This is a genomic window from Streptomyces sp. NPDC091377 (genome assembly GCF_044757045.1).
Lineage (GTDB): Bacteria > Actinomycetota > Actinomycetes > Streptomycetales > Streptomycetaceae > Streptomyces.
The window spans coordinates 878,747-905,003 of sequence record NZ_JBIVUE010000001.1 but is presented as its reverse complement, the minus strand read 5'-3'; the positions used below and the strand labels follow the sequence as shown (position 1 = coordinate 905,003).

General features: G+C 69.6%; 21 protein-coding genes, 1 pseudogene and 1 riboswitch. Of the genes and pseudogenes, 12 read left to right on the top strand and 10 right to left on the bottom strand.

Features of this window, described 5'->3' with window-relative positions:
* Nucleotides 1-9: 9 nt before the first annotated feature.
* The gene (locus tag ACIQNG_RS03980) at nucleotides 10-1,113 is read left to right on the top strand and encodes an RNA polymerase sigma factor SigF (RefSeq protein WP_401430022.1); all 1,104 of its coding nucleotides are present in this window, start codon (nucleotides 10-12) and stop codon (nucleotides 1,111-1,113) included.
* Nucleotides 1,114-1,266: 153 nt separating this feature from the next.
* Here ACIQNG_RS03980 and ACIQNG_RS03975 read toward each other — a convergent pair whose 3' ends face one another.
* Nucleotides 1,267-1,722, bottom strand: a complete 456-nt coding sequence (locus ACIQNG_RS03975; protein WP_401430020.1) for a hypothetical protein — start codon at nucleotides 1,720-1,722, stop codon at nucleotides 1,267-1,269.
* 116 nt (nucleotides 1,723-1,838) lie between these two features.
* On the opposite strand from ACIQNG_RS03975, the gene ACIQNG_RS03970 reads away from it, so the two are divergent.
* Nucleotides 1,839-2,807, top strand: coding sequence for a diacylglycerol/lipid kinase family protein (locus ACIQNG_RS03970; protein WP_401482480.1), 969 nt, complete (start codon nucleotides 1,839-1,841; stop codon nucleotides 2,805-2,807).
* A gap of 321 nt (nucleotides 2,808-3,128) precedes the next feature.
* Nucleotides 3,129-3,386, top strand: coding sequence for a WhiB family transcriptional regulator (locus ACIQNG_RS03965; protein WP_003992873.1), 258 nt, complete (start codon nucleotides 3,129-3,131; stop codon nucleotides 3,384-3,386).
* A 270-nt stretch (nucleotides 3,387-3,656) separates the two neighbouring features.
* On the opposite strand, the gene ACIQNG_RS03960 is transcribed toward ACIQNG_RS03965, so the two are convergent.
* Nucleotides 3,657-5,123: a sensor histidine kinase gene (locus ACIQNG_RS03960; protein ID WP_401430102.1), complete on the bottom strand. Its 1,467-nt coding sequence runs from the start codon at nucleotides 5,121-5,123 to the stop codon at nucleotides 3,657-3,659.
* Nucleotides 5,124-5,653: 530 nt separating this feature from the next.
* A complete protein-coding gene (locus tag ACIQNG_RS03955) occupies nucleotides 5,654-6,283 on the bottom strand; it encodes a TetR/AcrR family transcriptional regulator (RefSeq protein WP_401430016.1) in 630 nt (209 codons plus the stop codon).
* A 108-nt stretch (nucleotides 6,284-6,391) separates the two neighbouring features.
* Between ACIQNG_RS03955 and ACIQNG_RS03950 the strand changes: the two genes are divergently transcribed.
* Both ACIQNG_RS03950 and nagB read left to right on the top strand, forming a co-directional pair.
* The gene (locus ACIQNG_RS03950; protein WP_401482479.1) at nucleotides 6,392-7,141 is read left to right on the top strand and encodes an SDR family oxidoreductase; all 750 of its coding nucleotides are present in this window, start codon (nucleotides 6,392-6,394) and stop codon (nucleotides 7,139-7,141) included.
* A gap of 253 nt (nucleotides 7,142-7,394) precedes the next feature.
* Complete coding sequence (gene nagB / locus ACIQNG_RS03945; RefSeq protein ID WP_401430012.1) at nucleotides 7,395-8,180, top strand: glucosamine-6-phosphate deaminase; 786 nt, start codon at nucleotides 7,395-7,397, stop codon at nucleotides 8,178-8,180.
* Between the two features lie 1,169 nt (nucleotides 8,181-9,349).
* Here the strand turns inward: nagB and ACIQNG_RS03940 are convergent.
* The 4 genes from ACIQNG_RS03940 to ACIQNG_RS03925 all read right to left on the bottom strand — a co-directional run bounded on the left by ACIQNG_RS03940 (nucleotide 9,350) and on the right by ACIQNG_RS03925 (nucleotide 14,174).
* Nucleotides 9,350-10,990, bottom strand: coding sequence for a glycoside hydrolase family 3 protein (locus ACIQNG_RS03940; protein ID WP_401482478.1), 1,641 nt, complete (start codon nucleotides 10,988-10,990; stop codon nucleotides 9,350-9,352).
* An 8-nt stretch (nucleotides 10,991-10,998) separates the two neighbouring features.
* Nucleotides 10,999-11,829 (bottom strand): carbohydrate ABC transporter permease, encoded by an 831-nt coding sequence (locus ACIQNG_RS03935; protein WP_401430008.1) that lies wholly within the window; start codon nucleotides 11,827-11,829, stop codon nucleotides 10,999-11,001.
* Nucleotides 11,826-12,800 carry a carbohydrate ABC transporter permease gene (locus ACIQNG_RS03930; RefSeq protein ID WP_401430006.1) on the bottom strand — a complete coding sequence of 325 codons (975 nt, stop codon included), beginning with the start codon at nucleotides 12,798-12,800 and terminating at the stop codon, nucleotides 11,826-11,828. The genes ACIQNG_RS03935 and ACIQNG_RS03930 overlap by 4 nt, the downstream gene beginning before the upstream one ends.
* 93 nt (nucleotides 12,801-12,893) lie before the next feature.
* Nucleotides 12,894-14,174, bottom strand: a complete 1,281-nt coding sequence (locus ACIQNG_RS03925; RefSeq protein ID WP_401430004.1) for an extracellular solute-binding protein — start codon at nucleotides 14,172-14,174, stop codon at nucleotides 12,894-12,896.
* Between the two features lie 442 nt (nucleotides 14,175-14,616).
* Here ACIQNG_RS03925 and ACIQNG_RS03920 point away from each other — a divergent pair, with 442 nt between their 5' ends.
* The 6 genes and pseudogenes from ACIQNG_RS03920 (at nucleotide 14,617) to ACIQNG_RS03895 (ending at nucleotide 22,361) form a co-directional block, all read left to right on the top strand.
* Entirely contained in the window at nucleotides 14,617-15,381 is a 765-nt protein-coding gene (locus ACIQNG_RS03920) for a GntR family transcriptional regulator (RefSeq protein WP_401430002.1), read from the top strand.
* A gap of 135 nt (nucleotides 15,382-15,516) precedes the next feature.
* Entirely contained in the window at nucleotides 15,517-17,658 is a 2,142-nt protein-coding gene (locus tag ACIQNG_RS03915; protein ID WP_401482477.1) for a carbon starvation CstA family protein, read from the top strand.
* The gene (locus tag ACIQNG_RS03910) at nucleotides 17,630-17,848 is read left to right on the top strand and encodes a YbdD/YjiX family protein (RefSeq protein ID WP_401429998.1); all 219 of its coding nucleotides are present in this window, start codon (nucleotides 17,630-17,632) and stop codon (nucleotides 17,846-17,848) included. The genes ACIQNG_RS03915 and ACIQNG_RS03910 overlap by 29 nt, the downstream gene beginning before the upstream one ends.
* A 454-nt stretch (nucleotides 17,849-18,302) precedes the next feature.
* Nucleotides 18,303-18,620: pseudogene (locus ACIQNG_RS03905) on the top strand (GNAT family N-acetyltransferase); the annotation flags it as partial.
* A 45-nt stretch (nucleotides 18,621-18,665) separates the two neighbouring features.
* A riboswitch (cobalamin riboswitch) is annotated at nucleotides 18,666-18,812 on the top strand.
* Between the two features lie 121 nt (nucleotides 18,813-18,933).
* Complete coding sequence (locus tag ACIQNG_RS03900; protein ID WP_401482476.1) at nucleotides 18,934-21,333, top strand: ribonucleoside-diphosphate reductase subunit alpha; 2,400 nt, start codon at nucleotides 18,934-18,936, stop codon at nucleotides 21,331-21,333.
* Nucleotides 21,334-21,341: 8 nt separating this feature from the next.
* Nucleotides 21,342-22,361: a ribonucleotide-diphosphate reductase subunit beta gene (locus tag ACIQNG_RS03895; protein ID WP_401482475.1), complete on the top strand. Its 1,020-nt coding sequence runs from the start codon at nucleotides 21,342-21,344 to the stop codon at nucleotides 22,359-22,361.
* Here ACIQNG_RS03895 and ACIQNG_RS03890 read toward each other — a convergent pair.
* A complete protein-coding gene (locus ACIQNG_RS03890; RefSeq protein ID WP_401482474.1) occupies nucleotides 22,274-22,525 on the bottom strand; it encodes a hypothetical protein in 252 nt (83 codons plus the stop codon). The genes ACIQNG_RS03895 and ACIQNG_RS03890 overlap by 88 nt on opposite strands.
* A 92-nt stretch (nucleotides 22,526-22,617) precedes the next feature.
* Between ACIQNG_RS03890 and ACIQNG_RS03885 the strand changes: the two genes are divergently transcribed.
* Nucleotides 22,618-23,583 (top strand): helix-turn-helix domain-containing protein, encoded by a 966-nt coding sequence (locus tag ACIQNG_RS03885; protein ID WP_401482473.1) that lies wholly within the window; start codon nucleotides 22,618-22,620, stop codon nucleotides 23,581-23,583.
* A gap of 15 nt (nucleotides 23,584-23,598) precedes the next feature.
* Here ACIQNG_RS03885 and ACIQNG_RS03880 read toward each other — a convergent pair whose 3' ends face one another.
* Both ACIQNG_RS03880 and cyc1 read right to left on the bottom strand, forming a co-directional pair.
* Nucleotides 23,599-24,978 carry a cytochrome P450 gene (locus ACIQNG_RS03880; RefSeq protein ID WP_401429989.1) on the bottom strand — a complete coding sequence of 460 codons (1,380 nt, stop codon included), beginning with the start codon at nucleotides 24,976-24,978 and terminating at the stop codon, nucleotides 23,599-23,601.
* Nucleotides 24,975-25,988, bottom strand: a complete 1,014-nt coding sequence (cyc1, locus tag ACIQNG_RS03875) for an epi-isozizaene synthase (RefSeq protein ID WP_401482472.1) — start codon at nucleotides 25,986-25,988, stop codon at nucleotides 24,975-24,977. The genes ACIQNG_RS03880 and cyc1 overlap by 4 nt, the downstream gene beginning before the upstream one ends.
* Between the last annotated feature and the right edge of the window lie 269 nt (nucleotides 25,989-26,257).

Genomic DNA, 26,257 nt, shown 5'->3' with positions numbered 1-26,257 from the left:
GACGGGCCGGTGCGGGACGACGATCGCGGCACACGGGAGCTGCCGACCGAGGACGCCACGGGTGCCCCGGGCGGTTCCCGGCGCACGGCGGACGGTATCGACGCCATCCCCGAGCAGGCCCGGCCGCACCCGGAGGACGAGTCCGGCGGCTTCGGTCAGGCCGGCTCCCCGGACGGGGGACGGAATGAGGAAGGTGTCGTGCGGGGCGCGTCCCCGCGACGGCGGATCGGGGTGTCCCCTGTCCGAGCTGACGCGAGGGCTCGGGGAAGGGCAACGGGCGGGACGATGAGCGAGCACGAGCGAAACTCCGGGCATACCGCGTCGGGCGCGCAGAGCACGCCGCGCGCGCAGCACGACCCCCATGACCGCAGCGGGGCGCGGGCGATGTTCCTGGAGCTGCGCGAGCTGAGGGAGGGCAGCCCGGAGTACGCGGAGCTGCGCAACAGGCTGGTACGGATGCATCTGCCGCTCGTGGAGCACCTCGCGCGCCGGTTCCGCAACCGCGGCGAGCCGCTGGACGACCTCACCCAGGTCGCCACGATCGGTCTGATCAAGTCGGTCGACCGTTTCGACCCGGACCGCGGCGTGGAGTTCTCCACGTACGCGACCCCGACGGTGGTCGGCGAGATCAAGCGGCACTTCCGCGACAAGGGCTGGGCGGTGCGCGTCCCACGCCGGCTCCAGGAGCTGCGTCTGGCGCTGACGACGGCCACGGCCGAGCTGTCCCAGTTGCACGGCCGTTCCCCCACGGTCCATGAGCTGGCCGAGAAGCTGGCGATCTCGGAGGAGGAGGTCCTGGAGGGCCTGGAGTCGGCGAACGCCTATTCCACGTTGTCGCTGGACGTCCCCGACACCGACGACGAGTCCCCTGCGGTCGCCGACACTCTCGGCGCGGAGGACGAGGCGCTGGAGGGCGTCGAGTACCGCGAGTCCCTCAAGCCGCTGCTGGAGGATCTTCCGCCACGGGAGAAGCGCATCCTGCTGCTGCGGTTCTTCGGCAACATGACGCAGTCGCAGATCGCCCAGGAGGTCGGCATCTCCCAGATGCATGTCTCCAGACTGCTGGCCCGCACCCTCGCCCAGCTGAGAGAGAAGCTGCTCGTGGAGGAGTGACATGCCCAGGGCCGAGCGGACGGACCGGCGCCTTACGTCTCAGCCTCTCAGCCTCTTACGGCTCGGCCTCCTGCGGCTCGACCCCTTAAGGATCGACCCTTGCGCTCGGCTACCTGCGCTCGACTCCCGCGCTCGGCTGCTGCTTGCGCTCAGCTACTTGCGCTCGGCTTCCTCCGCGACGGCCCCCGGCCCGCGGATGCCCAGCGCCCGGGTGGTCTCTCCGTTGACCAGCAGCAGGAGCGCCACCACGGCCGCCACACCCAGCACGATCCCGGCGGGGATCGCCGCACTGTCGGCCCGGAGCAGGTTGTACGCCACGGGCAGCGCGATGATCTGCGTGATGACGGCGGGCCCCCGGCTCCAGCCGCGCCGGCCGAGCAGTCCACGGGCGGCGAGCAGCGGCAGCAGCGCGAGCGCGATGAGGGTGATCCCGCCGGTGACCGCCTGCTGCCGATCGTCCGGGTGACCGGTGAGGCCGAGGACCAGGATCCAGACACCGCCGACGACCAGCGCCAGCCCCTCCAGACCGGTCAGGGCCGCGGCGTACGTCAGCCGCCGCGGTCGGGGGCCGGCTGCTTCCGGGGTGGGGGTCGTCTGCTCGCTGCTCACCCTTGCAGGGTAGCCGCCGGTGCCCGTGCCGCCGGGCGGGCCCCCGCGCCCCGGCCGCTGTCCGGAAGCGCACCTCGCACTGGGATCGGTACCCCCCAGTAGGTACGCTGCAACTCATGCGTGCACTTCTCGTGGTCAATCCGGCGGCAACCACCACCAGTGCGCGCACGCGCGATGTGCTGATCCACGCGCTGGCGAGCGAGATGAAGCTGGAAGCGGTCACCACCGAGTACCGCGGCCACGCGCGCGACCTGGGCCGGCAGGCGGCGGAGAGCGGCAATATCGACCTGGTGGTGGCGCTCGGCGGCGACGGCACGGTCAACGAGGTCGTCAACGGCCTGCTGCACTCCGGACCCGACCCGGACCGGCTGCCCGGCCTCGCGGTGGTCCCCGGCGGCTCGACCAATGTCTTCGCCCGCGCCCTGGATCTGCCCAACCATCCCGTGGAGGCGACCGGCGCGCTGCTGAACGCGCTGCGCGAGGGCAGCGAGCGCACGGTCGGCCTGGGCCTCGCCTCGGGCACGCCCGGCACCGAGGACGAGGCGGTCCCGGCCCGCTGGTTCACCTTCAACTCCGGGCTGGGTTTCGACGCCGGGGTGGTCGGCCGGGTCGAGCAGCAGCGCGAGCGCGGCAAGAAGTCGACCCACGCGCTGTACGTGCGTCAGGTGGTGCGGCAGTTCCTGGGTGAGCCCAGCCGCCGCCACGGTTCGATCACCTTGGAGCGGGCCGGTGAGGATCCGGTGTCCGACCTCGTGGTGTGCATAGCCTCGAACACGGCCCCGTGGACCTTCCTGGGCAATCGCCCGATGTACGCGTCACCTAAGGCGTCGTTCGATACCAGCCTCGATGTCTTCGCCCTCAGCCGGCTCTCCACCGCCGCGGTTGCCCGGTATGGCACCCAGTTGCTCACTTCGTCCCCCGAGCGGGGACCGCACGGCAAGCACGCCGTCTCGCTGCACGATCTGAGTGAGTTCACCTTGCATTCGAAGGTGCCCCTCCCCCTTCAGATGGACGGTGACCACCTGGGGCTGCGTACGAGCGTGACGTTCACAGGCGTACGCCGTGCACTGCGTGTGATTGTGTGAGCAGAAGAGGCGAAAGTCCTTTCACTCGAACGTTTAGACCACGGTCCACCCCATGGAAGTACGGCTGTGACCTAGTCGACACCGAGGAATCAAAAAAAACTTTCCAGAAGGGGTTGTATCCGTCGCTGAGGTTTGCGACTCTCTACGTGGTGATTGGGACGGCCCGCAACACCGGCCACCACACATCACCGGAACCCCTCTTCAAACACACAGGACCACGCCAGGGAAGCCTGTCGGTCGGCCCTTCCCTTGTTGAGGGATTCGTGAAAGCGTTCACATTCACAAGCAACGAGCACGTAATACCAAGGAGAGGTAGCAGCCATGGACTGGCGTCACAACGCCGTTTGCCGCGAGGAAGACCCCGAGCTCTTCTTCCCCATCGGCAACACCGGTCCTGCGCTGCTGCAGATCGAGGAAGCCAAGGCCGTCTGCCGTCGCTGCCCGGTTATCGAGCAGTGCCTGCAGTGGGCGCTTGAGTCCGGCCAGGACTCCGGCGTCTGGGGTGGTCTCAGCGAGGACGAGCGCCGCGCCATGAAGCGCCGCGCCGCCCGCAACCGGGCCCGTCAGGCATCCGCCTGACCTACCCGCCCCGCATGACAGCCTGAGCTTGGCGGCGCGTACAGCACGTACGCAACTCCCGCCCCCGAGCCGCAGCGCGCAGTACCCACGATGCGCACTGACCCCGGACCGTCACCACGGTCCGGGGTTCTTTGCGTTGTGGGGCTTGGTAACGGCCCGGGTGAATAACAGCCTGACTGAGTATCAGCCTGACTGAGGGAGAGCCCGAATGAGGAAGAGCCTGACTGAGGGAGAGCCTGACTGAGGAACGGCCTTATAGGTAAAGCCGTTTCATTTGTGGCCGCGTACCGGGATGTCCAGGATCACCTGGGTGCCGCGTTCCGGGGCCGGCACCATGTCGAAGCTGCCGCCCAACTCGCCTTCCACCAGAGTCCGTACGATCTGCAGTCCGAGATTGCCGGAGGTGTGCGGGTCGAATCCGGCCGGGAGGCCCACCCCGTTGTCCTGGACCGTGACCAGCAGCCGGGCCTCCTTCGTCGTACCGCCACGGACCGCCGAGACCTCGACCGTGCCCGTCTCGCCCTCCGTGAAACCGTGCTCCAGGGCGTTCTGGAGCACCTCGGTGAGGACCATGGACAGCGGGGTGGCCACCTCGGCGTCGAGGATGCCGAAGCGGCCGGTGCGGCGGCCGGCGACCTTGCCGGGCGAGATCTCGGCGACCATCGCGAGCACCCGGTCGGCGATCTCGTCGAACTCGACCCGCTCGTCCAGATTCTGGGAGAGCGTCTCGTGCACGATGGCGATCGAGCCGACCCGGCGCACCGCCTCCTCCAGCGCCGCGCGACCCCGCTCGGACTCGATCCGGCGGGCCTGGAGACGCAGCAGCGCGGCCACCGTCTGGAGGTTGTTCTTCACCCGGTGGTGGATCTCCCGGATGGTGGCGTCCTTGGTGATCAACTCGCGCTCACGACGACGCAGTTCGGTGACGTCCCGGAGCAGGACCAGGGAGCCGGTGCGGGTGCCCTTGGGCTTGAGGGGGATCGTACGGAACTGGATGACCCCGTCATGGGCCTCGATCTCGAACGCGCGCGGTGCCCAGCCGCTGGCCACCTTGGCGAGCGCCTCGTCCACCGGGCCGCGGGAGGGGGCGAGTTCCGCGGTGGTGGCGCCGAGGTGATGGCCGACGAGGTCGGCGGCGAGACCGAGGCGGTGGTAGGCCGACAGCGCGTTCGGGGAGGCGTACTGGACGATGCCGTCGGCGTCGAGGCGGATCAGACCGTCGCCGACCCGTGGTGAGGCGTCCATGTCGACCTGCTGGCCCGCGAAGGGGAAGGCCCCGGCCGCGATCATCTGGGCAAGGTCCGAGGCGCTCTGGAGATAGGTCAGCTCCAGCCGGCTGGGGGTGCGCACGGTGAGCAGATTGGTGTTGCGGGCGATGACACCGAGGACGCGGGACTCCCGTCGTACGGGGATGGACTCGACCCGGACCGGGACCTCCTCGCGCCACTCGGGGTCGCCCTCGCGGACGATGCGGCCCTCGTCCAGCGCCGCGTCCAGCATGGGGCGGCGTCCGCGCGGGACGAGATGGCCGACCATGTCGTCCTGGTAGGAGGTGGGGCCGGTGTTGGGCCGCATCTGGGCGACGGAGACATAGCGGGTGCCGTCGCGGGTGGGCACCCACAGAACGAGGTCGGCGAAGGAGAGGTCGGAGAGCAGCTGCCACTCCGAGACCAGCAGATGGAGCCACTCAAGGTCGGAGTCGTCGAGGGCGGTGTGCTGGCGGACCAGTTCGTTCATGGAGGGCACGCTGTGAGCGTACCTGGGGGTCCGCGGGGGCCGTAGGGCGTGGCTGTGCTGCGGTGATGCCGTCTGCGCGGCGTTCGCCGGCGCCTGTCCTTCGCTCATCGGGGCGGGTCCGTGGCTCGTCCGGGCCGCTCCGGGGCCGGAAACACCCGCGGGCCGCGGCGCCTGGGAGGGACCCTCAACCCTCCCGGCACCGCAGCCCGGAGCAACATCGGCCGTGGGGTGTGCGGTCCCGGTCGGCCGAAGGGTGAGGATCCGGGGCAGTCAGGGCAGAGAGCTCCGGTTCCTCGGTCCGCCTTCCTGTGCGGGGAAGACGGAGGCTCTTGTGCGCAGTGCTGGACTCCCGCCTCGGGCGGTGCCCACATCAAGCATTGTGGACTAGACCACTCGGGCGTGTCCATGAGTCGGAGGCGGCGAATTCCTTGCGACGGAGGGGTGGACGGATCACGCGTGTCACTGGCGCGCGGGTCCCCGGCGGGGGGTGGTTCACCGGTGTCGACGCCTCGCAGCCTAACCCGGCGGGGTCAGCCTCGGGGCCAGTTGGTCAGCGCTATTTCCACCAGGGACTCCAGTTCGGAACGGTCGGCTCCGTCGCGTGCCTGCTGGGACATGCCCTGGATCAGGGCGCCGATGAACCGGGCGAGGGCGGCGGTGTCGGTGTCCGCCCCCAGCTCACCTGCGGCGACACCCTCGCGGATACGGCGCTCCAGGGCGGCGATGGTGGCGTTGCGGCGCTCGCGCAGCGATGCCTCGACCTCGGGGCTGGTGCAGTTGGTGGCGGCGTGGACGTAGAGGCAGCCGCGGGGGTGGCCGGGCTCGGTGTAGACGACGGCGGACTCCCTGAGCACCCGCTCGACGGCGGCGCGGGCGGTGGGCTCCTCGGCGAGCGCCTTCTCGCCGAGGGCGCCGTACGTCCTCGCGTACTCGACGACGACCTCGTCGAAGAGGGCGCGCTTGTCCCCGAAGGCGGCGTAGAGGCTGGGGGCGCCGATGCCCATCTCGCGGGTGAGGTCGGAGACGGACGTGGCCTCGTATCCATGGGCCCAGAACGCCATCAGGGCCTTCTCCAGGGCGGACGCGCGGTCGAAGGAGCGGGGGCGGCCTCGACGGCGGGGGGAGGTCGGGGGGTGCTCGGTGCTCACCATGGGGTTCATTTTATAGCGGGTACTAGAAAAATGACGCCGGGGCGGTGTACGGTTTTTCTGTAGCGATCGATAGCTAATGTGCGGATCGATGCAGGGGATCCATGGGAGGGGCTTGGCATGGGTGTGCTCGGGGGCAGGACGGCGCTGGTGACGGGTGGGAGCAGGGGAATCGGGCGGGCCGTGGCCCGACGTCTGGCGCGGGACGGGGCGCGGGTCGCCGTGCACTACGGCAGTGACGAGACGGCGGCGAAGGAGACGGTGGGGGCGATCGAGGCGGCGGGCGGCAGCGCCTTCGCGATCCGGGGCGAGCTGGGGGTGCCGGGGGACGCGGAGCGGCTGTGGGCGGAGTTCGACCGGCGGGCGGACGGGGTGGACATCCTGGTCACCAATGCGGGGGCGCTGTTCTTCGCGAGCATCGGGGAGGCCGGTGACGAGATCTACGAGCGTGCTCACGCGGTCAACGCGAAGGCACCGTTCTTCGTCATCAAGCACGGTCTGGGGCGGCTGCGTGACGAGGGCCGGATCATCAATGTGACCGCGATGACCGATGCCGCGATACCCGCGATTGCCGCGACCCATATGGCCAAGGGCGCGGTCACGGCCCTGACCCGCTCCCTGGCCGCCGAACTGGCCCCGCGCGGCATCACGGCGAACTCCGTCGCGCCCGGCTTCGTCGACACCGACCTGACCCGCGAGGTCCTCGCCGACCCGGCGGCCCGCGCCCACGCCGAGTCGGTCTCGGTCTTCCAGCGGGTCGGCACGGCGGAGGAGGTGGCGGACGTGGTGGCGTTTCTGGCCTCCCCGGACTCACGGTGGGTGACGGGACGGCACGTGGATGCGTCGGGGGGCGCTTTGCTGCGGCTGTAGGGGAGGCCACTTGCCGGGGGGCCCGGACCCGGGTGCTTCCGAGGGCTTCTGTCGGGGTCGGATCCGTGGTGTTCTCCTCGCACCTCGGTTACCGCTCCCCCGGCCCGGGAGGGCGGCCCGTCAAGGGTGCGCGGCGGCCGTGTGGACCTGGGTTGGAGGGGCCATCCCTGATAGATTGGTCTAAACCACACGGTCCGCTTCCGGGCCGGTCGCGTCTCCCTTCGAGTCCCCTCTTCAGAACGGCAGGCCCAGCGTGGAAGTTGTCATCGTTCCGGACGCCGCGGCGGGCGGCGAGCTGATCGCCGAGGCCATGGCGCAGTTGCTGCGGCACAAGCCCGAGGCCCTGCTCGGGGTGGCCACCGGCTCGACGCCGCTCCCCGTCTACCAGGCGCTGACGGCCAAGGTGCGGTCCGGTGCCGTGGATGTCTCGCGGGCGCGGATAGCGCAGTTGGACGAGTACGTGGGGCTGCCGGCCGAGCACCCTGAGTCGTACCGGTCGGTGCTGCGCCGCGAGGTGCTGGAGCCGCTCGGGATCGGGATGGACGCGTTCATGGGGCCGGACGGTACGGCCGAGGACGTGCTCGGGGCCTGCGAGGCGTACGACAGGGCGCTGGGCGAGGGCGGCGGGGTGGACCTTCAGCTGCTCGGGATCGGCACGGACGGGCACATCGGGTTCAACGAGCCGTGCTCGTCGCTGGCCTCGCGCACGCGGATCAAGACGCTGACGGAGCAGACGAGGGTGGACAACGCGCGGTTCTTCGAGGGTGACATCGAGCAGGTGCCGCACCATGTGATCACCCAGGGGATCGGGACGATCCTTGAGGCACGGCATCTGGTGCTGCTGGCCACGGGCGAGGGCAAGGCGGACGCGGTGGCGGCGACGGTGGAGGGGCCGGTGGCCGCGGTGTGCCCGGCGTCGGCGCTCCAGTTGCACCCGCACGCGACGGTCGTCGTGGACGAGGCGGCGGCATCCAAGCTGAAGCTCGCGGACTACTTCCGCCATGCGTTCAACAACAAGCCCGCGTGGCAGGGGATCTAGTCGGCGGAACACTTCCGCTCCCATCAAAACGCCGCCGCTCCCGGCTCGGAGCGGCGGCATCTTGGTCCGGCCGGAACGGCAACGTCCACAGATGAACGTCCCCATCGGCGAAGCCTGCCGGACCGGACGACACCCACCTGAACAACACCACCTGTCGGACGGGGCGCCAGAACGGGGCCCACTCGGCCGACGCCACCTGCCGGACGGGCGGCCCACCGCAGCGGCCCACTCGGCCGACGCCGCCTGCCAGCAAGGCGCCCATCTTCGGGGCCACCCGCAGACGGGGCGCCCACCGCAGGGTCCCACTCGGCCGACCCGCCTGCCAGCAAGGCGCCCATCTTCGGGGCCACCCGCGGACGGGGCGCCCCAGCGCAAGGACCCACTCTGCCAACACCACCTGCCGGACAGGCGCCCCTCGCAGCCGCCCACTCGGCCGACCCGCCTGCCAGCAAGGCGCCCGCCTTCGGGGCCACCCGCAGACGGGGCCGCCCACCGCAGGGTCCCACTCGGCCAGCACCACCTGTCGGACGGGCGCCCACTGCAGCGGCCGACTCTGCCGACGCCACCTGTCGGACCGGCGCCCACCGCAGCCGCCCACTCGGCCGACCCGCCTGCCAACAAGGCGCCCACCTTCGGGGCCACCCGCAGACGGGGCGCCCCACCGCAAGGACCCACTCGGCCAACACCACCTGCCGGACAGACGCCCACCGCAGCCGCCCACTCGGCCGACCCGCCTGCCCGGAGGGTGCCTGCCTTCGGGGCCGACCTCTGACGACACCGCCTGCCGCAGGGGCGCTCGCCTGAAGGGTGCCCGCCTTGACGACGTCACTTGTCTGAGAGGTACGCGCTGACGGGCGCCCGTCCCGTAGCGCCTGGCCGAGGGGTGCCGCCTTGCAGCGCACGCGCCATGGGCGACCACCTCGCAACGCCCGTCTGAGGCAGGGCCCACCAGCGACGCCCACCCAGCGGCGCCCACCAGAACAAGGCCCACCCAGCGGCGCCCACCAAAGCAACGCCTGGCAGCGGCGCACGCCCGGCGTGCGTCGGCAGACGCCCCCAAGGCCGCGCGCTCATGCCGATGCGCGGGAACCGTTCGAACGGCCCCCGCGCTCCCCCAGTGTGAAACGATTCAGCAAGCCGTCGCCGGGCGCCTCACATCGGCGGCGGAGCTACCCGCGAGGCGGCTCGCTCCGGTCGGCGACGATGGCCTCCGCCGCGGCCCGGCCGCAGACCCGGGCGGCGCCGTAGGTGGCGATGTGCAGCGCGCCCCGAGGGGTGGCCTGGGGGACGCCCATCTCGACCACGACGGTGTCGGGGCGGGCGGCCAGCAGGGCGTCCAGGGCGTCGGACATCCAGGCGTGCCGGTGTTCGTCGCGGACCACGGCGACCAGGCGGCGGTCGCCGGCCGCTTCCAGGACCCGCTCGGCGGCGTCGCCGTCGGTGTAGGTGCCGGTCTCCGTGCCGGGGAGGAGGTCCGCCAGGTCGGGGCCGAGGCCCCAGGGCGTCTCGTCGCCGACGGCGATGTTCGCGACCGGGGCGAAGGAGGCGACGTACGGAGCCGAGGTGAGGGGCTCGAACCCCTCCCCCACGGTCACCCGGACCGCCCGGCGCGCTGCCGTGAGACCGATGTCCCTCGGAACGGCCCGCCCCTCGGCCCCCTGCGAAGAAGCCACCCCGGAGCCGGAGTCCGACCCGGAGCCGGAGTTCACCCCGGAGCCGGAGTCCACCCCGGAGTCCGAAGCCACCCCGTCGGCCGAACCCGCCCCGTCGGCACGGTCCGCCGTCCGGGCCCGCGCCCGCGTCCGGGTCCAGTGGGCCAGCCCCCGTACCCGTTCCGCCGCGTCGTGCAGCCGCTCCTCCGGGAGTTCGCCGGAGCGCACCGCGGCGACGATGGCGTCCCGCAGCCGTCGTACCGTCTCGTCGTCGGCGAGGCCGCCGCCCACGCAGATGGCGTCGGCGCCCGCGGAGAGGGCGAGGACGGTGCCCTGCTCGATGCCGTAGGCACCGGCGATGGCGCGCATCTCCACGGCGTCGGTGACGATCAGGCCCTGGTGGCCGAGTTCGCCGCGCAGATACTCGGTGAGGATGCGGCCTGACAGCGTTGCCGGGCGGTCCGGGTCCAGCGCGGGGACGAGGATGTGCGCGCTCATCACCGCGAGGCTGCCGGCGGCGATGCCGGCGCGGAACGGGGTGATGTCGCGGGCGGCCAGCACGTCGGTGTCCACGTCGATCCGTGGGAGGGCGTGGTGGGAGTCGACGGCGGTGTCCCCGTGGCCGGGGAAGTGCTTGACGCAGGCGGCGACGCCCGCGGCCTGGAGTCCCTGGACGTAGGCGGCGGTGTGCCGGGCGACCAGGGCCGGGTCGGCGCCGAAGGAGCGGACGCCGATCACCGGGTTGTCGGGGTTGGAGTTGACGTCGGCGGACGGCGCCCAGTTGAAGTTGATGCCGCACTCGGCGAGCCGTCGGCCCAGTTCGTAGGCCACGTCATGGGTGAGGTCGACGTCGTCCACGGCGCCGAGCGCGTGGTTGCCGGGGAAGGACGAGCCGTCCTTGACCTCCAGGCGGGTGACGTCCCCGCCCTCCTCGTCGATCGCGACGAGCACGTCCTCGCGTTCGGCGCGCAACTGGGCGGTGAGGGCGGCCATCTGCTCGGGTGTGGCGATGTTGCGGCCGAACAGGCCGACCGAGGCGAGGCCCTCACCGATCCGGCGCAGCAGCCAGTCGGGGGCGGTGGTGCCCGGGAAGCCGGGCTGGAGGACCGTCAGGGCGTCGCGCGTGAGGGTGTCGGTCTCGCTGGCGATAGTCGTCATCGGGTGCGCTATCCCTTCACGGCGCCGTCGGTCAGGCCGCTGACGGCCCTGCGCTGGAGGAAGACGAAGAGGATGAGGATCGGGATCGCGAACAGCGAGGACGCCGCCATCGTGGCGCCCCAGTCGTTGCCGAAGACGCTCTGGAAGCTGGTGAGCCAGAGCGGCAGCGTCTGGGCCTCGGCCTCCTTGTTGACGACCAGGACGAGGGGCAGTTCGTTCCAGGCGGTGATGAACCCGAACATCGAGGTCGACATCAGACCGGGCGCGAGCAGCGGGAAGATGATCCGGCGGAACGCCTGGCCGCGGGTGCAGCCGTCGACCATCGCGGACTCCTCCAGTTCCCTGGGCACGGCGGCGACGAAGCCGCGCAGGGTCAGGATGGTGAAGGGCAGGATCATCATGGTGTAGAAGAGCGTGAGCGGGACCAGGCTGTTCAGCATGGACGCGTCGCGCACGATCATGTAGATCGCGATGATCATGACTTCCCAGGGCGCCATCTGGGCCACCATGAAGCCGACGACGAAGCCGCGGCGGCCCTTGAACCGCATACGGGCCAGGGCGAAGGACGCGGCGAGCGCGATGACCAGCGAGAACACGACGGCGAGCCCGGTGACGATGACCGAGTTGCGGACGTAGGTCCAGAAGTTCTCGGCCTCGATGGCGGACTTGAAGTGGTCGAGGGTGACCTCGAAGGGGACCCAGACGGGGTCCGCGGAGATGATGTCGCCGGTCGGCTTGAACGCCGTGGAGAACATCCAGTACACGGGGAAGACGAAGCCGATGATCAGGATGACGGCCGTGGCGTTGGGCCAGATACGGCCGAAGAGCGAGCGGTTCACAGCTCGTCCTCCTCTTGCTTGAGCACGATCCGCAGGTAGTACGCGGTCAGACCGAGCAGGATCAGGATGGTCAGGACGGCGATCGCCGCGCCCATGCCGTAGTGCTGGTTGCCGACGCCCTCGACGTAGGCGTACACGGGCAGGATCTCGGTGAGCCGGTCGGGACCGCCGCCGTTGAAGGCGTAGACCTGCACGAACGCCTTGAAGACCCAGATGACCTCAAGGAACGTGGTGGCGTAGAGGAAGGGGCGCACGAACGGCATGGTGACCGCGGTGAAGCTGCGCCAGCCGCCGGCCCCGTCCAGGGAGGCGGCCTCGTACATCTCCTTGGGGATCGTGGTGGTGGCGGCGTAGAGGTAGATCGCGACGAACGGGACCGACATCCACACGATCAGCACGGTGACCACGAAGAACGTCGACATCTGGGTGCTGGTCCAGCTGTAGTCGGCCATGGAGTGCCAGCCGAGTTTGTCCAGCACCCAGTTGACGACGCCGAAGCGCTGGGCGAAGAGCCACTGGTAGACGGTGGTGGCGGCGACGACGGGCATGGCCCAGGTCAGCACCAGGCCGAGCATCAGGGCGAGCCGCATCCGCTTGCCGAGCCGGGCGAGCAGCAGACCGATGAGGGTGCCCAGAACCATGATCAGGACGACGTTGGTCGCCGTGAACAGGACCGATCGGATGGTGACCCGCCAGAAGTCCTCTCCGGTCAGGGTCTCCTTGTAGTTGTCGATGCCGTTCCACTCGGTGACCCGCTGGATCAGCTGCGACATGTTGAGGTTCTGGAAGGACAGGATGAAGTCCTTCAGCAGCGGCCAGCCCAGCAGCAGGGTGGTGGCCACCAGTGCTGGAAGCAGCAGCAGATACGGCGTGAGGGCGCCACCGCGCCGTGTGGGCTTCTTCGATCCCCCGTCGCCCGTCTTACGGATCGTCACCGGATCCGAGGGCGGCCGTTCGGTCTGCACGGACATGCTCGCGATCTCTCTTCTCGACCTACCTACATACGACCGCCGGGGCGGGGACGGCCGTGAGGGCCCTCCCCGTCCCGGCATGAGCGCTCAGGCTTACTGCTCCTGGGACAGACGCTTGTTGAACTCGGACTCGACCTGCTTGGCGGCCTCGGCCGGGGTCTTGCCGTTCAGCACAGCGGTCATGTAGGTCTTGATCGGGTTCGGGGCGTTCTCCACCGGCGCCCACTGCGGGATCAGCGGCGTGGTGCCACCGAACGCGGCGGCCGGGGCGGCGGCCTCGGCGGCGGGGTTGCCCGTCAGGTTGTTCTGCAGCGACTCCTTGTTCGGGATGACGCCGTTGGCCTTGGCGAGCTTGCCCTCGAACTCGTCGGACAGCATGATCTTCAGGAACTCCTTGGCGAGTTCCTGCTTCTTGCTGCCGGCCGCGACGGCGACGTTGGAACCGCCGAGGAAGACACCCTCGGGCTTCTCGGCCGAGTCACCCGGGATGGTGAAGTAGCCGATCTCCTTCTCGATGTCCGGGTTGGCCTCGATCGCGATGCCGGCTTCCCAGCCCATGCCGATGAAGGAACCGACGTTGCCCTCGGCGAAGACCTCACCCTGCTGCGGGGTGGCCTCGTCCTTGTCCTTGGGCGCGTCCGACAGCTCCTGGAACTTCTGGTACTTCTCCATGGCCGCGGCGACCTTCGGGTCGTCGAGGTTGGAGACGTACTTGTCGCCGTCCTCCTTGACCAGTTCGCCGCCCTCGCCGATGACCAGGCCGACGAAGTGGTACCAGTTCTGGCCCGGCAGGTAGATCGGCTCGGCGTCGGTCTTCTCGCCGATCGTCTTCAGGGCGTCGTAGAACTCGTCACGGGTCTTGGGCGTCTCCTTGATGCCCGCGTCCGCCCAGATCTTCTTGTTGTAGAGGACGACGCGGTTGGCGAAGTACCAGGGGGCCGCGTACTGCTTGCCCTCGAAGACGGAGGAATTGTTCAGCGCCTCGGTCCAGTCGCCGCCGATCTCCTCCTTCAGGTCGCCCAGGTCGGCGAGGCCGCCGGTCTTGGCGTAGGCCGGGGTCTGGGTGTTACCGACCTCGAAGACGTCCGGGGGGTTCTCCTCGGAGAGAGCGGTGGTCAGCTTCGTCTGGATGTTGTTCCACTGCTGGATCTCGAAGTTGACCTTCGCCTTGGTCTTCTTCTCGAAGGCGGCGCCGAGTTCCTTCTGCCAGTCGTCAGGGGACGAACCGTCCATCACCCAGACGGTCAGCGTCTCACCGGCGTAACCGTCGGCGCCCGACTTCTTCCCCCCGTCGTCGCCGCTGTCGCCCCCACACGCCGCAATGGACACCAGCATGCCCGCGACACCAATCGCGGATATCAGCTTGCGCTTCACGCCACCCTCCTCAGGGATGCCACAAACCCCCCTGCCTCCCCGCGGTGCTCGTCGAAACGCCGTGCGTACCGTCAATGGGGCCGGGACCTGGACCAATGGTGTAGACCAGTACGGGGAGCTTGGCTCAGACCAATTGGCCTGTCAAGGGTGCTCAAGCGCGGTCTCGGTGTCCGTGATGCGACCGAGATATGCAGGGACCTTTCATTGAACAAGCGACGTATCGGACGGACCACTTCCGGTGTACCACCGGCTTCATCCTGCCGCTATGGACTAGACCAGCGAGGGTCACGAAGGTATACAGAAGAGATCACGGACGTGCGGCGGACCACCCGGAGGCGATGAGGCGACCGGGAGTGGCCAACCGCGCACAAAGCCGTGCCACGATGTGAGCCGCGCCGGCGGATGCCGGTCGCTTCGGCATCCGGAGCCGGGAAGGCAGAGCATGACCACCGACGTCAGCAGTGCGGAGAACGAGGGTGGGGCGCCCGTCCGTACCGCGCGCGTGCCCAAGTACTACCGCCTCAAGAAGCATCTGCTCGACATGACGCAGACCCAGGCGCCGGGCACGCCCGTGCCGCCCGAGCGTACTCTGGCCGCCGAGTTCGACACCTCCCGCACCACCGTCCGCCAGGCGCTCCAGGAACTGGTGGTCGAGGGACGGCTCGAACGGATCCAGGGCAAGGGCACCTTCGTCGCCAAACCGAAGGTGTCCCAGGCGCTGCAACTCACCTCGTACACCGAGGACATGCGGGCCCAGGGCCTCGAACCCACCTCCCAGCTGCTGGACATTGGCTACATCACCGCCGACGACCGGCTCGCGGGACTGCTCGACATCTCCCCCGGCGGCCGGGTGCTGCGCATCGAGCGGCTGCGGATGGCCAACGGCGAGCCGATGGCCATAGAGACCACCCACCTCAGCGCCAAGCGCTTCCCGGCGCTGCGCCGCAGCCTGGTCAAGTACACCTCCCTGTACACCGCGCTCGCCGAGGTCTACGACGTCCATCTCGCCGAGGCCGAGGAGACCATCGAGACCTCGCTGGCCACCCCGCGCGAGGCCGGACTGCTCGGCACCGACGTCGGACTGCCGATGCTGATGCTCTCCCGTCACTCGGTGGAGCGGGACGGCAAGCCGGTGGAGTGGGTGCGCTCCGTCTACCGCGGGGACCGCTACAAGTTCGTGGCCCGACTGAAGCGGCCGGAGGCATGAGCCGCCGGATCCCTCTGACGCCATACGTCCGCTGTACACAACCCCCTCACCTGACAACGGTGTTTGCGGTGTAGCGGAGATCACAGGCCCTGCCGTAGCGTCCTCCCGTCGCCGTACGAGACGGGAGGACGAGCCGTGCGCAGAGCCAACGCCCGAACCATCGTCATCTGGACCCTTGTCGCGCTGGTGGGTGCGGTCGGCTGGACGGTGCTCGCGCTGTCCCGCGGGGAGGAGATCTCCGCGGTCTGGATGATCGCCGCGGCCCTCGGCTCGTACGCGATCGCGTACCGCTTCTACTCGAAGTTCATCGCGTACAAGGTGCTCAAGGTCGACCGGACCCGGGCCACCCCCGCCGAACGCCTCGACAACGGTATCGACTTCCACCCCACCGACCGCCGGGTGCTGCTCGGCCATCACTTCGCCGCGATCGCCGGAGCCGGGCCCCTGGTCGGGCCGGTGCTCGCCGCGCAGATGGGGTATCTGCCGGGCACCATCTGGATCGTCGTCGGGGTGATCTTCGCGGGTGCGGTCCAGGACATGGTGGTCCTGTTCTTCTCCACCCGCCGCGACGGCCGTTCGCTCAGTCAGATGGCGCGCGAGGAGATCGGCCCGTTCGGCGGGGCCGCGGCCCTGCTCGCCGCGTTCGCCATCATGATCATTCTGCTGGGTGTGCTGGCGCTGGTGATCGTCAACGCGCTCGCCGAGTCGCCGTGGGGCACCTTCTCCATCGGGATGACCGTCCCGATCGCCCTGCTGATGGGCTTCTATCTGCGGGTGCTGCGCCCCGGCCGGGTGGTCGAGGTGTCGGTGCTCGGGGTGGCGCTGCTGCTGTTCGCACTGGTGTCGGGGCGCTGGGTGGCCGAGTCGTCCTGGGCGGAGACCTTCACCCTCGCCCCGTCCACGCTGGTGATCTGGCTGGTGGCGTACGGGTTCATCGCCTCGATCCTGCCGGTGTGGATGCTGCTCGCGCCGCGCGACTACCTCTCCACCTTCATGAAGATCGGCACGATCGCGCTGCTCGCGCTCGGTGTGATCATCGCGATGCCGACGCTGAAGATGGACGCGGTGACCGACTTCGCCTCGCGCGGCGATGGGCCGGTCTTCGCGGGCTCGCTCTTCCCGTTCGTGTTCATCACCATCGCGTGCGGCGCGCTCTCCGGGTTCCACGCGCTGATCTCCAGCGGCACCACGCCCAAGATGATCCAGAAGGAGAGCCAGGTCCGGATGATCGGCTACGGCTCCATGCTCATGGAGTCGTCGGTCGCCGTGATGGCGCTGGTCGCGGCCAGCATCATCGACCCGGGTCTGTACTTCGCGATGAACGCCCCCGCCGGGGTCATCGGCACCACGGTGGAGAGCGCCTCTCAGGTGGTGACCAGTTGGGGCTATCAGATCTCCCCGGAGGACCTGGCGCAGGCGGCGAAGAACGTCGAGGAAGCCTCATTGCAGTCCCGTACCGGTGGCGCCCCGACTCTCGCGGTCGGTGTCTCGGAGATCTTCTCCCAGGTCACCGGGGGCGGGATGCGGGCCTTCTGGTACCACTTCGCGATCATGTTCGAGGCGCTGTTCATCCTGACCGCGCTGGACGCCGGCACCCGGGTCGGCCGGTTCATGCTCCAGGACATGCTGGGGAACGTCTACCGGCCGTTCAAGAACATCAGCTGGAAGCCCGGCCTGATCCTCACCAGCGCGATCGTGTGCGGGCTGTGGGGCTACTTCCTGTGGGTCGGCGTCCATGAGCCGCTCGGCGGGATCAACCAGCTCTTCCCGATCTTCGGTATCGCCAACCAGTTGCTGGCCGCCGTCGCGCTCGCCGTCTGCACCACGCTGCTGGTGAAGTCGGGCCGCCTGAAGTGGGCCTGGGTGACGGGAGTCCCGCTGGTCTGGGACGCGACGGTCACCCTGACCGCCAGCTACCAGAAGGTGTTCTCCTCCGACCCGCGGGTCGGCTTCTTCAAGCAGCGCGAGATCTACCAGGACGCCATCGACAAGGGCCAACTGCTCAAGCCCGCGACGTCCATGGACGACATGCGCACCATCGTCACCAACTCCACGGTCGACGGGGTCCTCTCGGCCGTGCTCGCGCTGCTGGTCGTCGTGGTGCTCGTGGACGCGGCCCGGATCTGCGTCCGCCATGTCCGCCGCCCGGCCCTGTCCACGCTCAGCGAGGCGCCGTACGTGGAGTCGAAGATCGTGGCCCCGGACGGGCTGTTCCCGACCAAGGCGGAGAAGGAGGAGGCGGCACGTCATGCGATCGGCACTGCTCCGGGCCCTTGATGTCCCACGGGCGCTGCGCGGGATCCGCTGGTACCTGCGCGAACTGACCGACGAATCGGCCTACGACCGTTACTGCGCCCATCTGCGCAAGGGCCGGCCGGACGCGGAGGTGCCGTCCCGGCGCGACTTCGAGCGCATGCGCACGGACCGCCAGGAGACCGACCCCCGCGAGGGCTTCCGCTGCTGCTGACCCCGGGCGCTCGGCCGGAAACCCGGCGGCACCGGGGGCCACCGCCCGGCACACTCGCCCCATGGACCTCACGATCAGACCCGCCCGCCCCGACGAGTACCTCCGGCTCGGTGAGCTGGTGGCCGACGCCTATCTTCGGGAGGGGCTGCTGGACTACGGGGAGGAGGATCCGTATCTCCCCGTGCTGAGGGACGTCGCGCGCCGGGCGGAGGTCGCCGAGGTGTGGGTGGCCACCACGCCGGACCCAGCCGCGACCCCGCCGGACACGGTCACCGTCCTGCCGGACCCAGCCGTCACCCCGCCGGGCACGGTCACCGCCACGCCGGACCCAGCCGCCGTCCCGCCGGGCGCGGTCACCGCCACGCCGGACACGGCCGCCACCTCGCCGGGCACGGTCACCGCCACGCCGGACCCAGCCGCCGTCCCGCCGGACAAGGTCGCCGCCCCGCCGGTCGCCGTCCTCGGGACCGTCACCTTCGTGCCGTCGGGGGGCAACCCCATGGCCGACATCGCGCGGCCGGACGAGGCCGAGATACGGATGCTGGCGGTTGCCCCCGAGGCCCGCGGACAGGGCGTGGGGGAGGCTCTCGTACGCGCCTGTGTGGCGCGCGCGGCCGGGGCCGAGCGGGTCGTGCTCTCCACCCAGAGCGCCATGCACGCCGCCCACCGGCTCTACGAACGGCTCGGGTTCATCCGCAGCCCGCACCGGGACTGGAATCCCGTACCGGAGCTGGACGACCTCACTCTCCTCACCTACGAGTTGACACTGTGAAACCGTCGCGACACAACATCTGGGGGTGACGCGACAGCGCGGCACAAGATGTATGCTCATGCTCGCTGTCGCCGCAGGGGAATCCGGTGCGAATCCGGAACTGTCCCGCAACGGTGTACTTGTGCGTGTTCGCGGGGTTTCGCGGCACGCGCCTGGTCAGTCCGAGGACCTGCCGACGGCGCACCCGACCACCCGGTCCGGGTGCAGGACGTCCGGGCCTCGTGGAATGGGCCGGTGGACGCGACGCCCCGTGCGCTCGTGAGCTGCCCCCTGCCCTCGGCGAGGTCCCGTGCCGAGCGAGGGAGAGCCCCACGTGACGATCGCGCCAGCCGACCCGGCTTCAGCAGTTGCCTCCGCCGCCACCCCCGTGGCCGCCGAGGGGAACGACGGTCCAGGTGCCGCGCTGCTGCGGACCCTGACCGAGCTGACCGCCGACCTCACCGACGCCGACCCCGGGCGGGTGGCCGCCGCCGCGTTGCGCGGCCGTTCCGCCCGGGCCGACGAGGCGGAGTTGCGGGAGCTGGCGACCGAGGCCGCCGCAGGGCTGATCTCCGAGGACCCCGCCTACTCGCGGCTGGCCGCCCGGCTGCTGACCCGCTCCATCGCCGCCGAGGCCGCCTCGCAGGGCGTCACCACCTTCACCGGCTCGGTGGCGACCGGTCACCGCGAGGGCCTGATCGCCGATCGCACCGCCGACTTCGTGACCCTGCACGCGGCCCGGCTGGACGCGCTGATCGACCCGGCCGCCGACGACCGCTTCGGCTACTTCGGGCTGCGCACCCTGCACAGCCGCTATCTGCTGCGCCACCCGATCACCCGCAAGGTGATCGAGACCCCCCAGCACTTCCTGCTCCGGGTCGCCGCGGGGCTCGCCGAGGACGACAGCGTCCGCGCGCTGGACGAGGTCGCCGCGCTCTACGGGCTGATGAGCCGGCTGGACTATCTGCCGTCCTCCCCCACCCTGTTCAACTCCGGCACCCGCCACCCCCAGATGTCCTCCTGCTACCTCCTGGACTCCCCCAAGGACGAGCTGGACTCCATCTACGACCGCTACCACCAGGTCGCCCGGCTCTCCAAGCACGCCGGCGGCATCGGTCTGTCGTACTCCCGGATCCGTTCGCGCGGCTCGCTGATCCGCGGCACCAACGGACACTCCAACGGCATCGTGCCGTTCCTGAAGACCCTGGACGCCTCGGTCGCCGCGGTGAACCAGGGCGGCCGGCGCAAGGGCGCGGCGGCGGTCTACCTGGAGACCTGGCACTCCGACATCGAGGAGTTCCTGGAGCTGCGGGACAACACCGGTGAGGACGCCCGCCGGACCCACAACCTCAATCTGGCGCACTGGGTGCCGGACGAGTTCATGCGCCGGGTCGACACGGACGCGCAGTGGTCGCTGTTCTCCCCGGCGGACGTGCCCGAGCTGGTCGACCTGTGGGGCGAGGAGTTCGACGCGGCCTACCGCGAGGCCGAGCGCAAGGGCCTGGCCCGGCGCACGCTCCCCGCGCGTGAGCTGTACGGCCGGATGATGCGCACCCTCGCGCAGACCGGCAACGGCTGGATGACCTTCAAGGACGCCGCCAACCGCACGGCCAACCAGACCGCGCGGCCCGGCCAGGTCATCCACTCCTCCAACCTCTGCACGGAGATCCTGGAGGTCACCGACGACGGTGAGACGGCCGTCTGCAACCTGGGCTCGGTCAATCTCGGCGCGTTCGTGGACCGGGCCGGCGGCGACCTGGACTGGGAGCGCCTGGACGAGACGGTCCGTACGGCCGTGACCTTCCTCGACCGGGTCGTGGACATCAACTTCTACCCGACCGAGCAGGCGGGCCGCTCCAACTCCCGCTGGCGTCCGGTGGGCCTGGGCGCGATGGGCCTCCAGGACGTCTTCTTCAAGCTGCGGCTGCCGTTCGACTCGCCCGAGGCGAAGGCCCTGTCCACGAAGATCGCCGAGCGGATCATGCTGGCCGCCTACGAGGCGTCCGCGGACCTGGCCGAGCGGCACGGCCCGCTGCCCGCGTGGGAGATGACCCGTACCGCGCAGGGCGTGCTGCACCCCGACCACTACGGGGTGGAGCCGGTCTGGCCGGAGCGCTGGGCGGCGCTGCGCGCCCGGATCGCCGCCACCGGGATGCGCAACTCCCTGCTGCTCGCGATCGCCCCGACCGCCACCATCGCCTCCATCGCGGGCGTGTACGAGTGCATCGAGCCGCAGGTGTCCAACCTGTTCAAGCGCGAGACGCTGTCCGGGGAGTTCCTCCAGGTCAACTCGTATCTGGTGCAGGATCTGAAGAACCTCGGTGTGTGGGACGCCCGGACCCGTGAGGCGCTGCGCGACGCCAACGGCTCGGTGCAGGGCTTCGGGTGGATCCCGCAGGAGGTGCGGGGGCTGTACCGCACGGCGTGGGAGATCCCGCAGCGCGGTCTGATCGACATGGCCGCGGCCCGCACCCCGTATCTGGACCAGGCGCAGTCCCTGAACCTGTTCCTGGAGACGCCGACCATCGGCAAGCTGTCGTCGATGTACGCGTACGCCTGGAAGTCGGGGCTGAAGACCACGTACTACCTGCGTTCGCGTCCGGCGACCAGGATCGCGCGGGCGGCCCAGGGCCAGGCGCCCGCCGCGAAGACCATCCCCGTCCAGCAGGTCGCCGACCCCGACGCCGTCGCCTGCTCCCTTGAGAACCCCGAGTCCTGCGAGGCATGCCAGTAATGTCAGCGATGTCGACATCCGCCCGTCACCAGAACCTGCTCGACCCCGGGTTCGAGCTGACGCTCCGCCCGATGCGCTACCCCGATTTCTACGAGCGCTACCGGGACGCCATCAAGAACACCTGGACCGTGGAGGAGGTGGACCTTCACTCGGACGTGGCGGACCTCGCCAAGCTCTCCCCCGAGGAGCAGCATCTGATCGGCCGGCTGGTGGCGTTCTTCGCCACGGGTGACTCGATCGTGGCGAACAACCTGGTGCTGACGCTGTACAAGCACATCAACTCCCCGGAGGCCCGGCTGTATCTGAGTCGGCAGCTCTTCGAGGAGGCCGTGCACGTCCAGTTCTATCTGACGCTGCTCGACACCTATCTGCCCGATCCGGAGGACCGGACGGCGGCGTTCGCGGCGGTGGAGAACATCCCCTCGATCCGCGAGAAGGCCGGGTTCTGCTTCAAGTGGATCAACGAGGTCGAGAAGCTGGACCGGCTGGAGAGCCAGTCCGACCGGCGCCGTTTCGTGCTGAATCTGATCTGCTTCGCCGCGTGCATCGAGGGCCTGTTCTTCTACGGTGCCTTCGCGTACGTCTACTGGTTCCGCAGCCGGGGTCTGCTGCACGGTCTCGCCACCGGCACCAACTGGGTGTTCCGCGACGAGACGATGCACATGTCCTTCGCGTTCGACGTGGTGGACACCGTGCGCAAGGAGGAGCCCGAGCTGTTCGACGAGGGGCTCCGGCAGGAGGTCACCGACATGCTGCGGGAGGCCGTGGAGGCCGAGTTGCAGTTCGCGCGCGACCTGTGCGGTGACGGCCTGCCCGGGATGAACACCGAGTCGATGCGGCAGTACCTGGAGTGCGTGGCCGATCAGCGGCTCACCCGGTTGGGCTTCGCGCCCGTGTACGGCTCCGAGAACCCCTTCTCCTTCATGGAGTTGCAGGGTGTTCAGGAGCTGACGAACTTCTTCGAGCGCCGTCCCTCGGCGTACCAGGTCGCGGTGGAGGGCACCGTGGACCTGGACGAGGACTTCTGACCGGACCGGGCCTGCCGGGTCAGCGGTTCCCGCTCCGCCTCCCTGAGCTGACGGTCGATGCGCCGCTCGTGCGCCGCGCCGATCAGCGCAGGGAGGGTCATGAAGAGCATCAGGCCGAGTACGGCCACCATCGCGAGGAGTCCTTGTACCTGTTCACCGGTCATGACACTACTGTCGCGGCTGACACTCCTTACCGGCAGTGGCAGGACTGCCGTACACCCTCGATTTCCTGCCAAGGGCACGGCACACTGGCGGCATGCTGAAGAACGTGGCCGTGGTGCTGCTCGACGGTGTGCACCCCTTCGAGCTGGGGGTCGTCTGCGAGGTCTTCGGGCTGGACCGCAGCGACGAGGGCCTGCCGGTGTACGACTTCGCGGTGGTCTCCGCCGAGGGCCCGACCCTGAGCACCCATGTGCCGGGCTTCTCGGTGGCCACGCCGTACGGTCTGGAGCGGCTGGAGGAGGCCGATCTGATCGCGGTGCCGGCGGGCAGCGACTACGCCACCCGGGAGTATCCGCCCGCGCTGCTGGACGCGCTGGTGCGGGCGACCGACCGGGGCGGCCGGGTGCTGAGTGTGTGCTCCGGGGTGTTCGTGCTGGGCGCGGCCGGTCTGCTGGACGGGCGGCGGTGCGCGGCGCACTGGATGCAGAGCGAGGAGCTGGCCCGGCGCCATCCGCGCGCGAAGGTCGAGCCGGACGTGCTGTACGTGGACGAGGACCCGGTGATCACCTCGGCGGGCACGGCCGCCGGGATCGACGCCTGTCTGCACCTCGTGCGCAAGGAGCAGGGCTCCGAGGTCGCCAACCGGATCGCCCGGCGGATGGTGGTGCCGCCGCACCGCGACGGCGGTCAGGCCCAGTACATCGAACGGCCCCTGCCCGCCTCCCGCTGCGACACCGTCGGCGAGGTGCTGACCTGGATGGAGCAGCACCTCGACCAGGAGGTGACGGTCGAACAGCTCGCGGCGCGGGCGCTGATGTCGCCGCGCACCTTCGCCCGCCGCTTCCAGCAGGAGACCGGTACGACGCCCTACCGGTGGCTGCTGGGCCAGCGGGTGCTGCTGGCCCAGCGGCTGCTGGAGGCGACCGACGAGACGGTGGACGCGATCGCCTCCCGGACCGGGTTCGGCTCGGCGGCCTCGCTGCGTCACCAGTTCCTGCGGTCGGTCGGCATCACGCCGCACGCCTACCGGCGTACGTTCCGGGGCCCTGAGGCCGCCTGACCGCCCGCCCGGCTGTCAGCGCGCGACGGGGGTGAGCAGCAGTCGGTTCGGACGCAGGGTGATACCGACCCGGGTGGCGTCGTCGGACCCGGGGACCTGCTCGAAGCGGTACCGGGTGGCGACCGCCGCCGTGATCAGGCTGAGCTGGGCCATCGAGAAGTGATCGCTCGGGCACTTGCGATTGCCGACGCTGAACGGACTCATGGCGTATTTCGGAACCTCTTTGGCGCGTTCCGGAAGCCACCGGTCGGGATCGAACCGAAGGTTCTCGTCGTACGATCGCGGATCGCGCTGGACCGCGTACGGGCTGTACACGATGTCGGCCCCGGCCGGAATGCGATAGCCACCGAGTTCGGAGTCCTCCACCGCCCGGCGGGTCAGTATCCATACGGCCGGCCGCAAACGCATCGCCTCGACGACGACATTGTTGGTGTGCCGTAGCGCGCGGACGTCCTCGAAAGCGACGGGACGGCCGCCGGTGACCGATAGCACCTCGTCCCTGACCCGGTCGGCGTGCTCCGGGTGTTCGGCGAGGACGTGGAGCAGCCACATGATCGTGGAGGCGACGGTTTCACTGCCGGGGGTGAGTATCGCGACGACCTGGTCGTGGATCTCCTGTTCCCCGATCGGGTCACCGTTTTCGTCCTTCGCCGACAGCAATGCCGTCAGCAAATCGTCCGGCTTTTGACCGGATGCCCTGCGCTCGGCGACGATCTCATCCACCAGGAGATGCAAATCGGCCAGGGCGCGGTTGAATTCGCGGTTGGCCGGCAGCGGCAGCCGGTACAGCGGGCCGAGCGGGACCACCATGCGCCGGTACATCCCCTGGAAGACGACGGCGAGCGCGTCGCACAGCCGCTCCGCGCGCTCGTCCATGAAGTCACCGCGCAGCAGACAGCGCGCGGCGATGCGCACCGCGACCCGGAACGACTCCCCGGTGCACTCGATGGTCCGCCCGGGCTGCCAGCGCTCGGTGAGCGCGTGTGCCTCCTCCTCCATGATCGGGCCGTAGGCCGGGATCGCGTCGAGCCGGAAGGCGGGCTGGATGGTGCGGCGCTGGCGGCGGTGGCGGGGGCCGTTGGCGGTGGCCACGCCCTCCTTGCCGAGCAGGCCCTCCAGGGACTCCCAGAGCGGTCCGTCGATCTTGTAGTTGGGGTCGAGGGCGAGCGCGCCGGTCAGTTCCGGGCTGGTGACGGCGTACACCGTCTTGGGTCCGAGCCTGAGCCGGACCACCTCGCCGTCGGCGCGCAGCCCGGCCATGAAGCCGAGCGGGTCGCGCATCAGTTTCAGGCCGTGTCCGAGGAGCGGGACACCGCCGCCCGCCACGGGGGGTTCGCGCAGTGTCCCGGGCCCGGGGGAGGCGGTGCCTTCGGGCTTCACCGACTCGACGGTCATTTCTCACCTGCCGCTTCGTTGTTGACGTACGGGGGCGTGGACCGGTCGTCCCAACTGTCGACCATGTACCGGCCGGATTCATGGTGGAACCAATAGACGGAACTGAACCAGTTCCGCATGTTCGAGACACAGGACCGCACGGCGGCGCTGATTTCCTTTCCGGTGACCGTGCCGTCATTCAGGCCGTCGGCGAACCGCAGTGCCTCGCGTTCCGCGACCTGGAATTCAGAGATGCATTCCTCGACTCTGCGCCGTACTTCGGTCACGGCCTGTTCGAGGGTCAGTCCTTCATGGACGACGAGGCTGATCCCGAGATTGTGCACCTCGGCGCCTGCTATTTCCTTGGGCAGTGAGCAGAGGTCGTTGTACCAGGCGGCGAATTCCTGGCTGAGCAGTGCGGCCCGCCGGAAGTCAGGGTTTTTCCGGACCGACCGCGGCAGTTCGATCCCGACTCCGGGTTCGAGGAGATCCGTCCAGATCCAGTGCGCGAAGGTGAGGCGGCGCAGCGCGAGATATTCCTCGACGCTCGGGACGATTCCCTGGGTGCGGTTGTGGAACTCGCGGTCGTACGCCTCGATGACCGCGTGGAAGTGCCGTACGAAGCGGGCGTTCCAGGTCTCCGGCAGGAACGACAGGAGCCGTCCCACGCTCTCCGCGAAGGCCGCCACCAGGGGATCCTTGTGGCGCAGATGGTCGTGCGGGGCGTCGAGGGCGGTGTGCAGCCGCTGCCGCAGCCGCCGCCAGGCACCCGCCCGGCCGTGCACGATGTCCCGGTCGTGGCGGTCGTCCCAGACGAAGAACCACGTGCTGTAGTCGCCTATCGCCTGGAGCACCTCGTCGGGGGCGCCGATGTAGTACCCCGCCATGAGGTCGGTGTAGCAAAGTCCGTCGGCATATTCCTCCACCTTGTCGGCCGGCATGAGGCGCATTTCAAGCAGCCAGGTCCTGGTCTTCTCCTGGAGACTGGGCCAATACGGGTGCAACTGCCGCGGAAACGTCGACTCGATCACCGGGAGAGAGAGCGATGGTGGGATCGCGGTCGCCGTCGATGTGGTGCCGTGTGGGAAAGACACGAACAAACCCCTCTCAGCCGCCGTGTGCGCGCGCCCCTCCCGCGGTACCGGGCGCGCGCGGGTGCGTATCCCCGCACTTCCCATTCAGCACCATAACTGACCGACCTGGGAACGGATTTGCTTCATTCACTACCCCAACATGCCGAGATTCCCCTCCAGGGTGACTCATTGTGGATCACTGCGGGTACGGCCCGGATCGGGCGGGC

What these genes read in the sequence shown, in the direction of transcription:
- ACIQNG_RS03890 (WP_401482474.1), bottom strand. Translation starts at nt 22,525, where the DNA reads ATGACCGGTGAACAGGTACAAGGACTCCTCGCGATGGTGGCCGTACTC.
- ACIQNG_RS03880 (WP_401429989.1), bottom strand. Translation starts at nt 24,978, where the DNA reads ATGACCGTCGAGTCGGTGAAGCCCGAAGGCACCGCCTCCCCCGGGCCC.
- ACIQNG_RS03960 (WP_401430102.1), bottom strand. Translation starts at nt 5,123, where the DNA reads ATGAACGAACTGGTCCGCCAGCACACCGCCCTCGACGACTCCGACCTT.
- ACIQNG_RS03965 (WP_003992873.1), top strand. Translation starts at nt 3,129, where the DNA reads ATGGACTGGCGTCACAACGCCGTTTGCCGCGAGGAAGACCCCGAGCTC.
- ACIQNG_RS03950 (WP_401482479.1), top strand. Translation starts at nt 6,392, where the DNA reads ATGGGTGTGCTCGGGGGCAGGACGGCGCTGGTGACGGGTGGGAGCAGG.
- ACIQNG_RS03920 (WP_401430002.1), top strand. Translation starts at nt 14,617, where the DNA reads ATGACCACCGACGTCAGCAGTGCGGAGAACGAGGGTGGGGCGCCCGTC.
- ACIQNG_RS03955 (WP_401430016.1), bottom strand. Translation starts at nt 6,283, where the DNA reads ATGAACCCCATGGTGAGCACCGAGCACCCCCCGACCTCCCCCCGCCGT.
- ACIQNG_RS03930 (WP_401430006.1), bottom strand. Translation starts at nt 12,800, where the DNA reads ATGTCCGTGCAGACCGAACGGCCGCCCTCGGATCCGGTGACGATCCGT.
- ACIQNG_RS03895 (WP_401482475.1), top strand. Translation starts at nt 21,342, where the DNA reads ATGTCGACATCCGCCCGTCACCAGAACCTGCTCGACCCCGGGTTCGAG.
- ACIQNG_RS03910 (WP_401429998.1), top strand. Translation starts at nt 17,630, where the DNA reads ATGCGATCGGCACTGCTCCGGGCCCTTGATGTCCCACGGGCGCTGCGC.
- ACIQNG_RS03885 (WP_401482473.1), top strand. Translation starts at nt 22,618, where the DNA reads ATGCTGAAGAACGTGGCCGTGGTGCTGCTCGACGGTGTGCACCCCTTC.
- ACIQNG_RS03970 (WP_401482480.1), top strand. Translation starts at nt 1,839, where the DNA reads ATGCGTGCACTTCTCGTGGTCAATCCGGCGGCAACCACCACCAGTGCG.
- ACIQNG_RS03940 (WP_401482478.1), bottom strand. Translation starts at nt 10,990, where the DNA reads ATGACGACTATCGCCAGCGAGACCGACACCCTCACGCGCGACGCCCTG.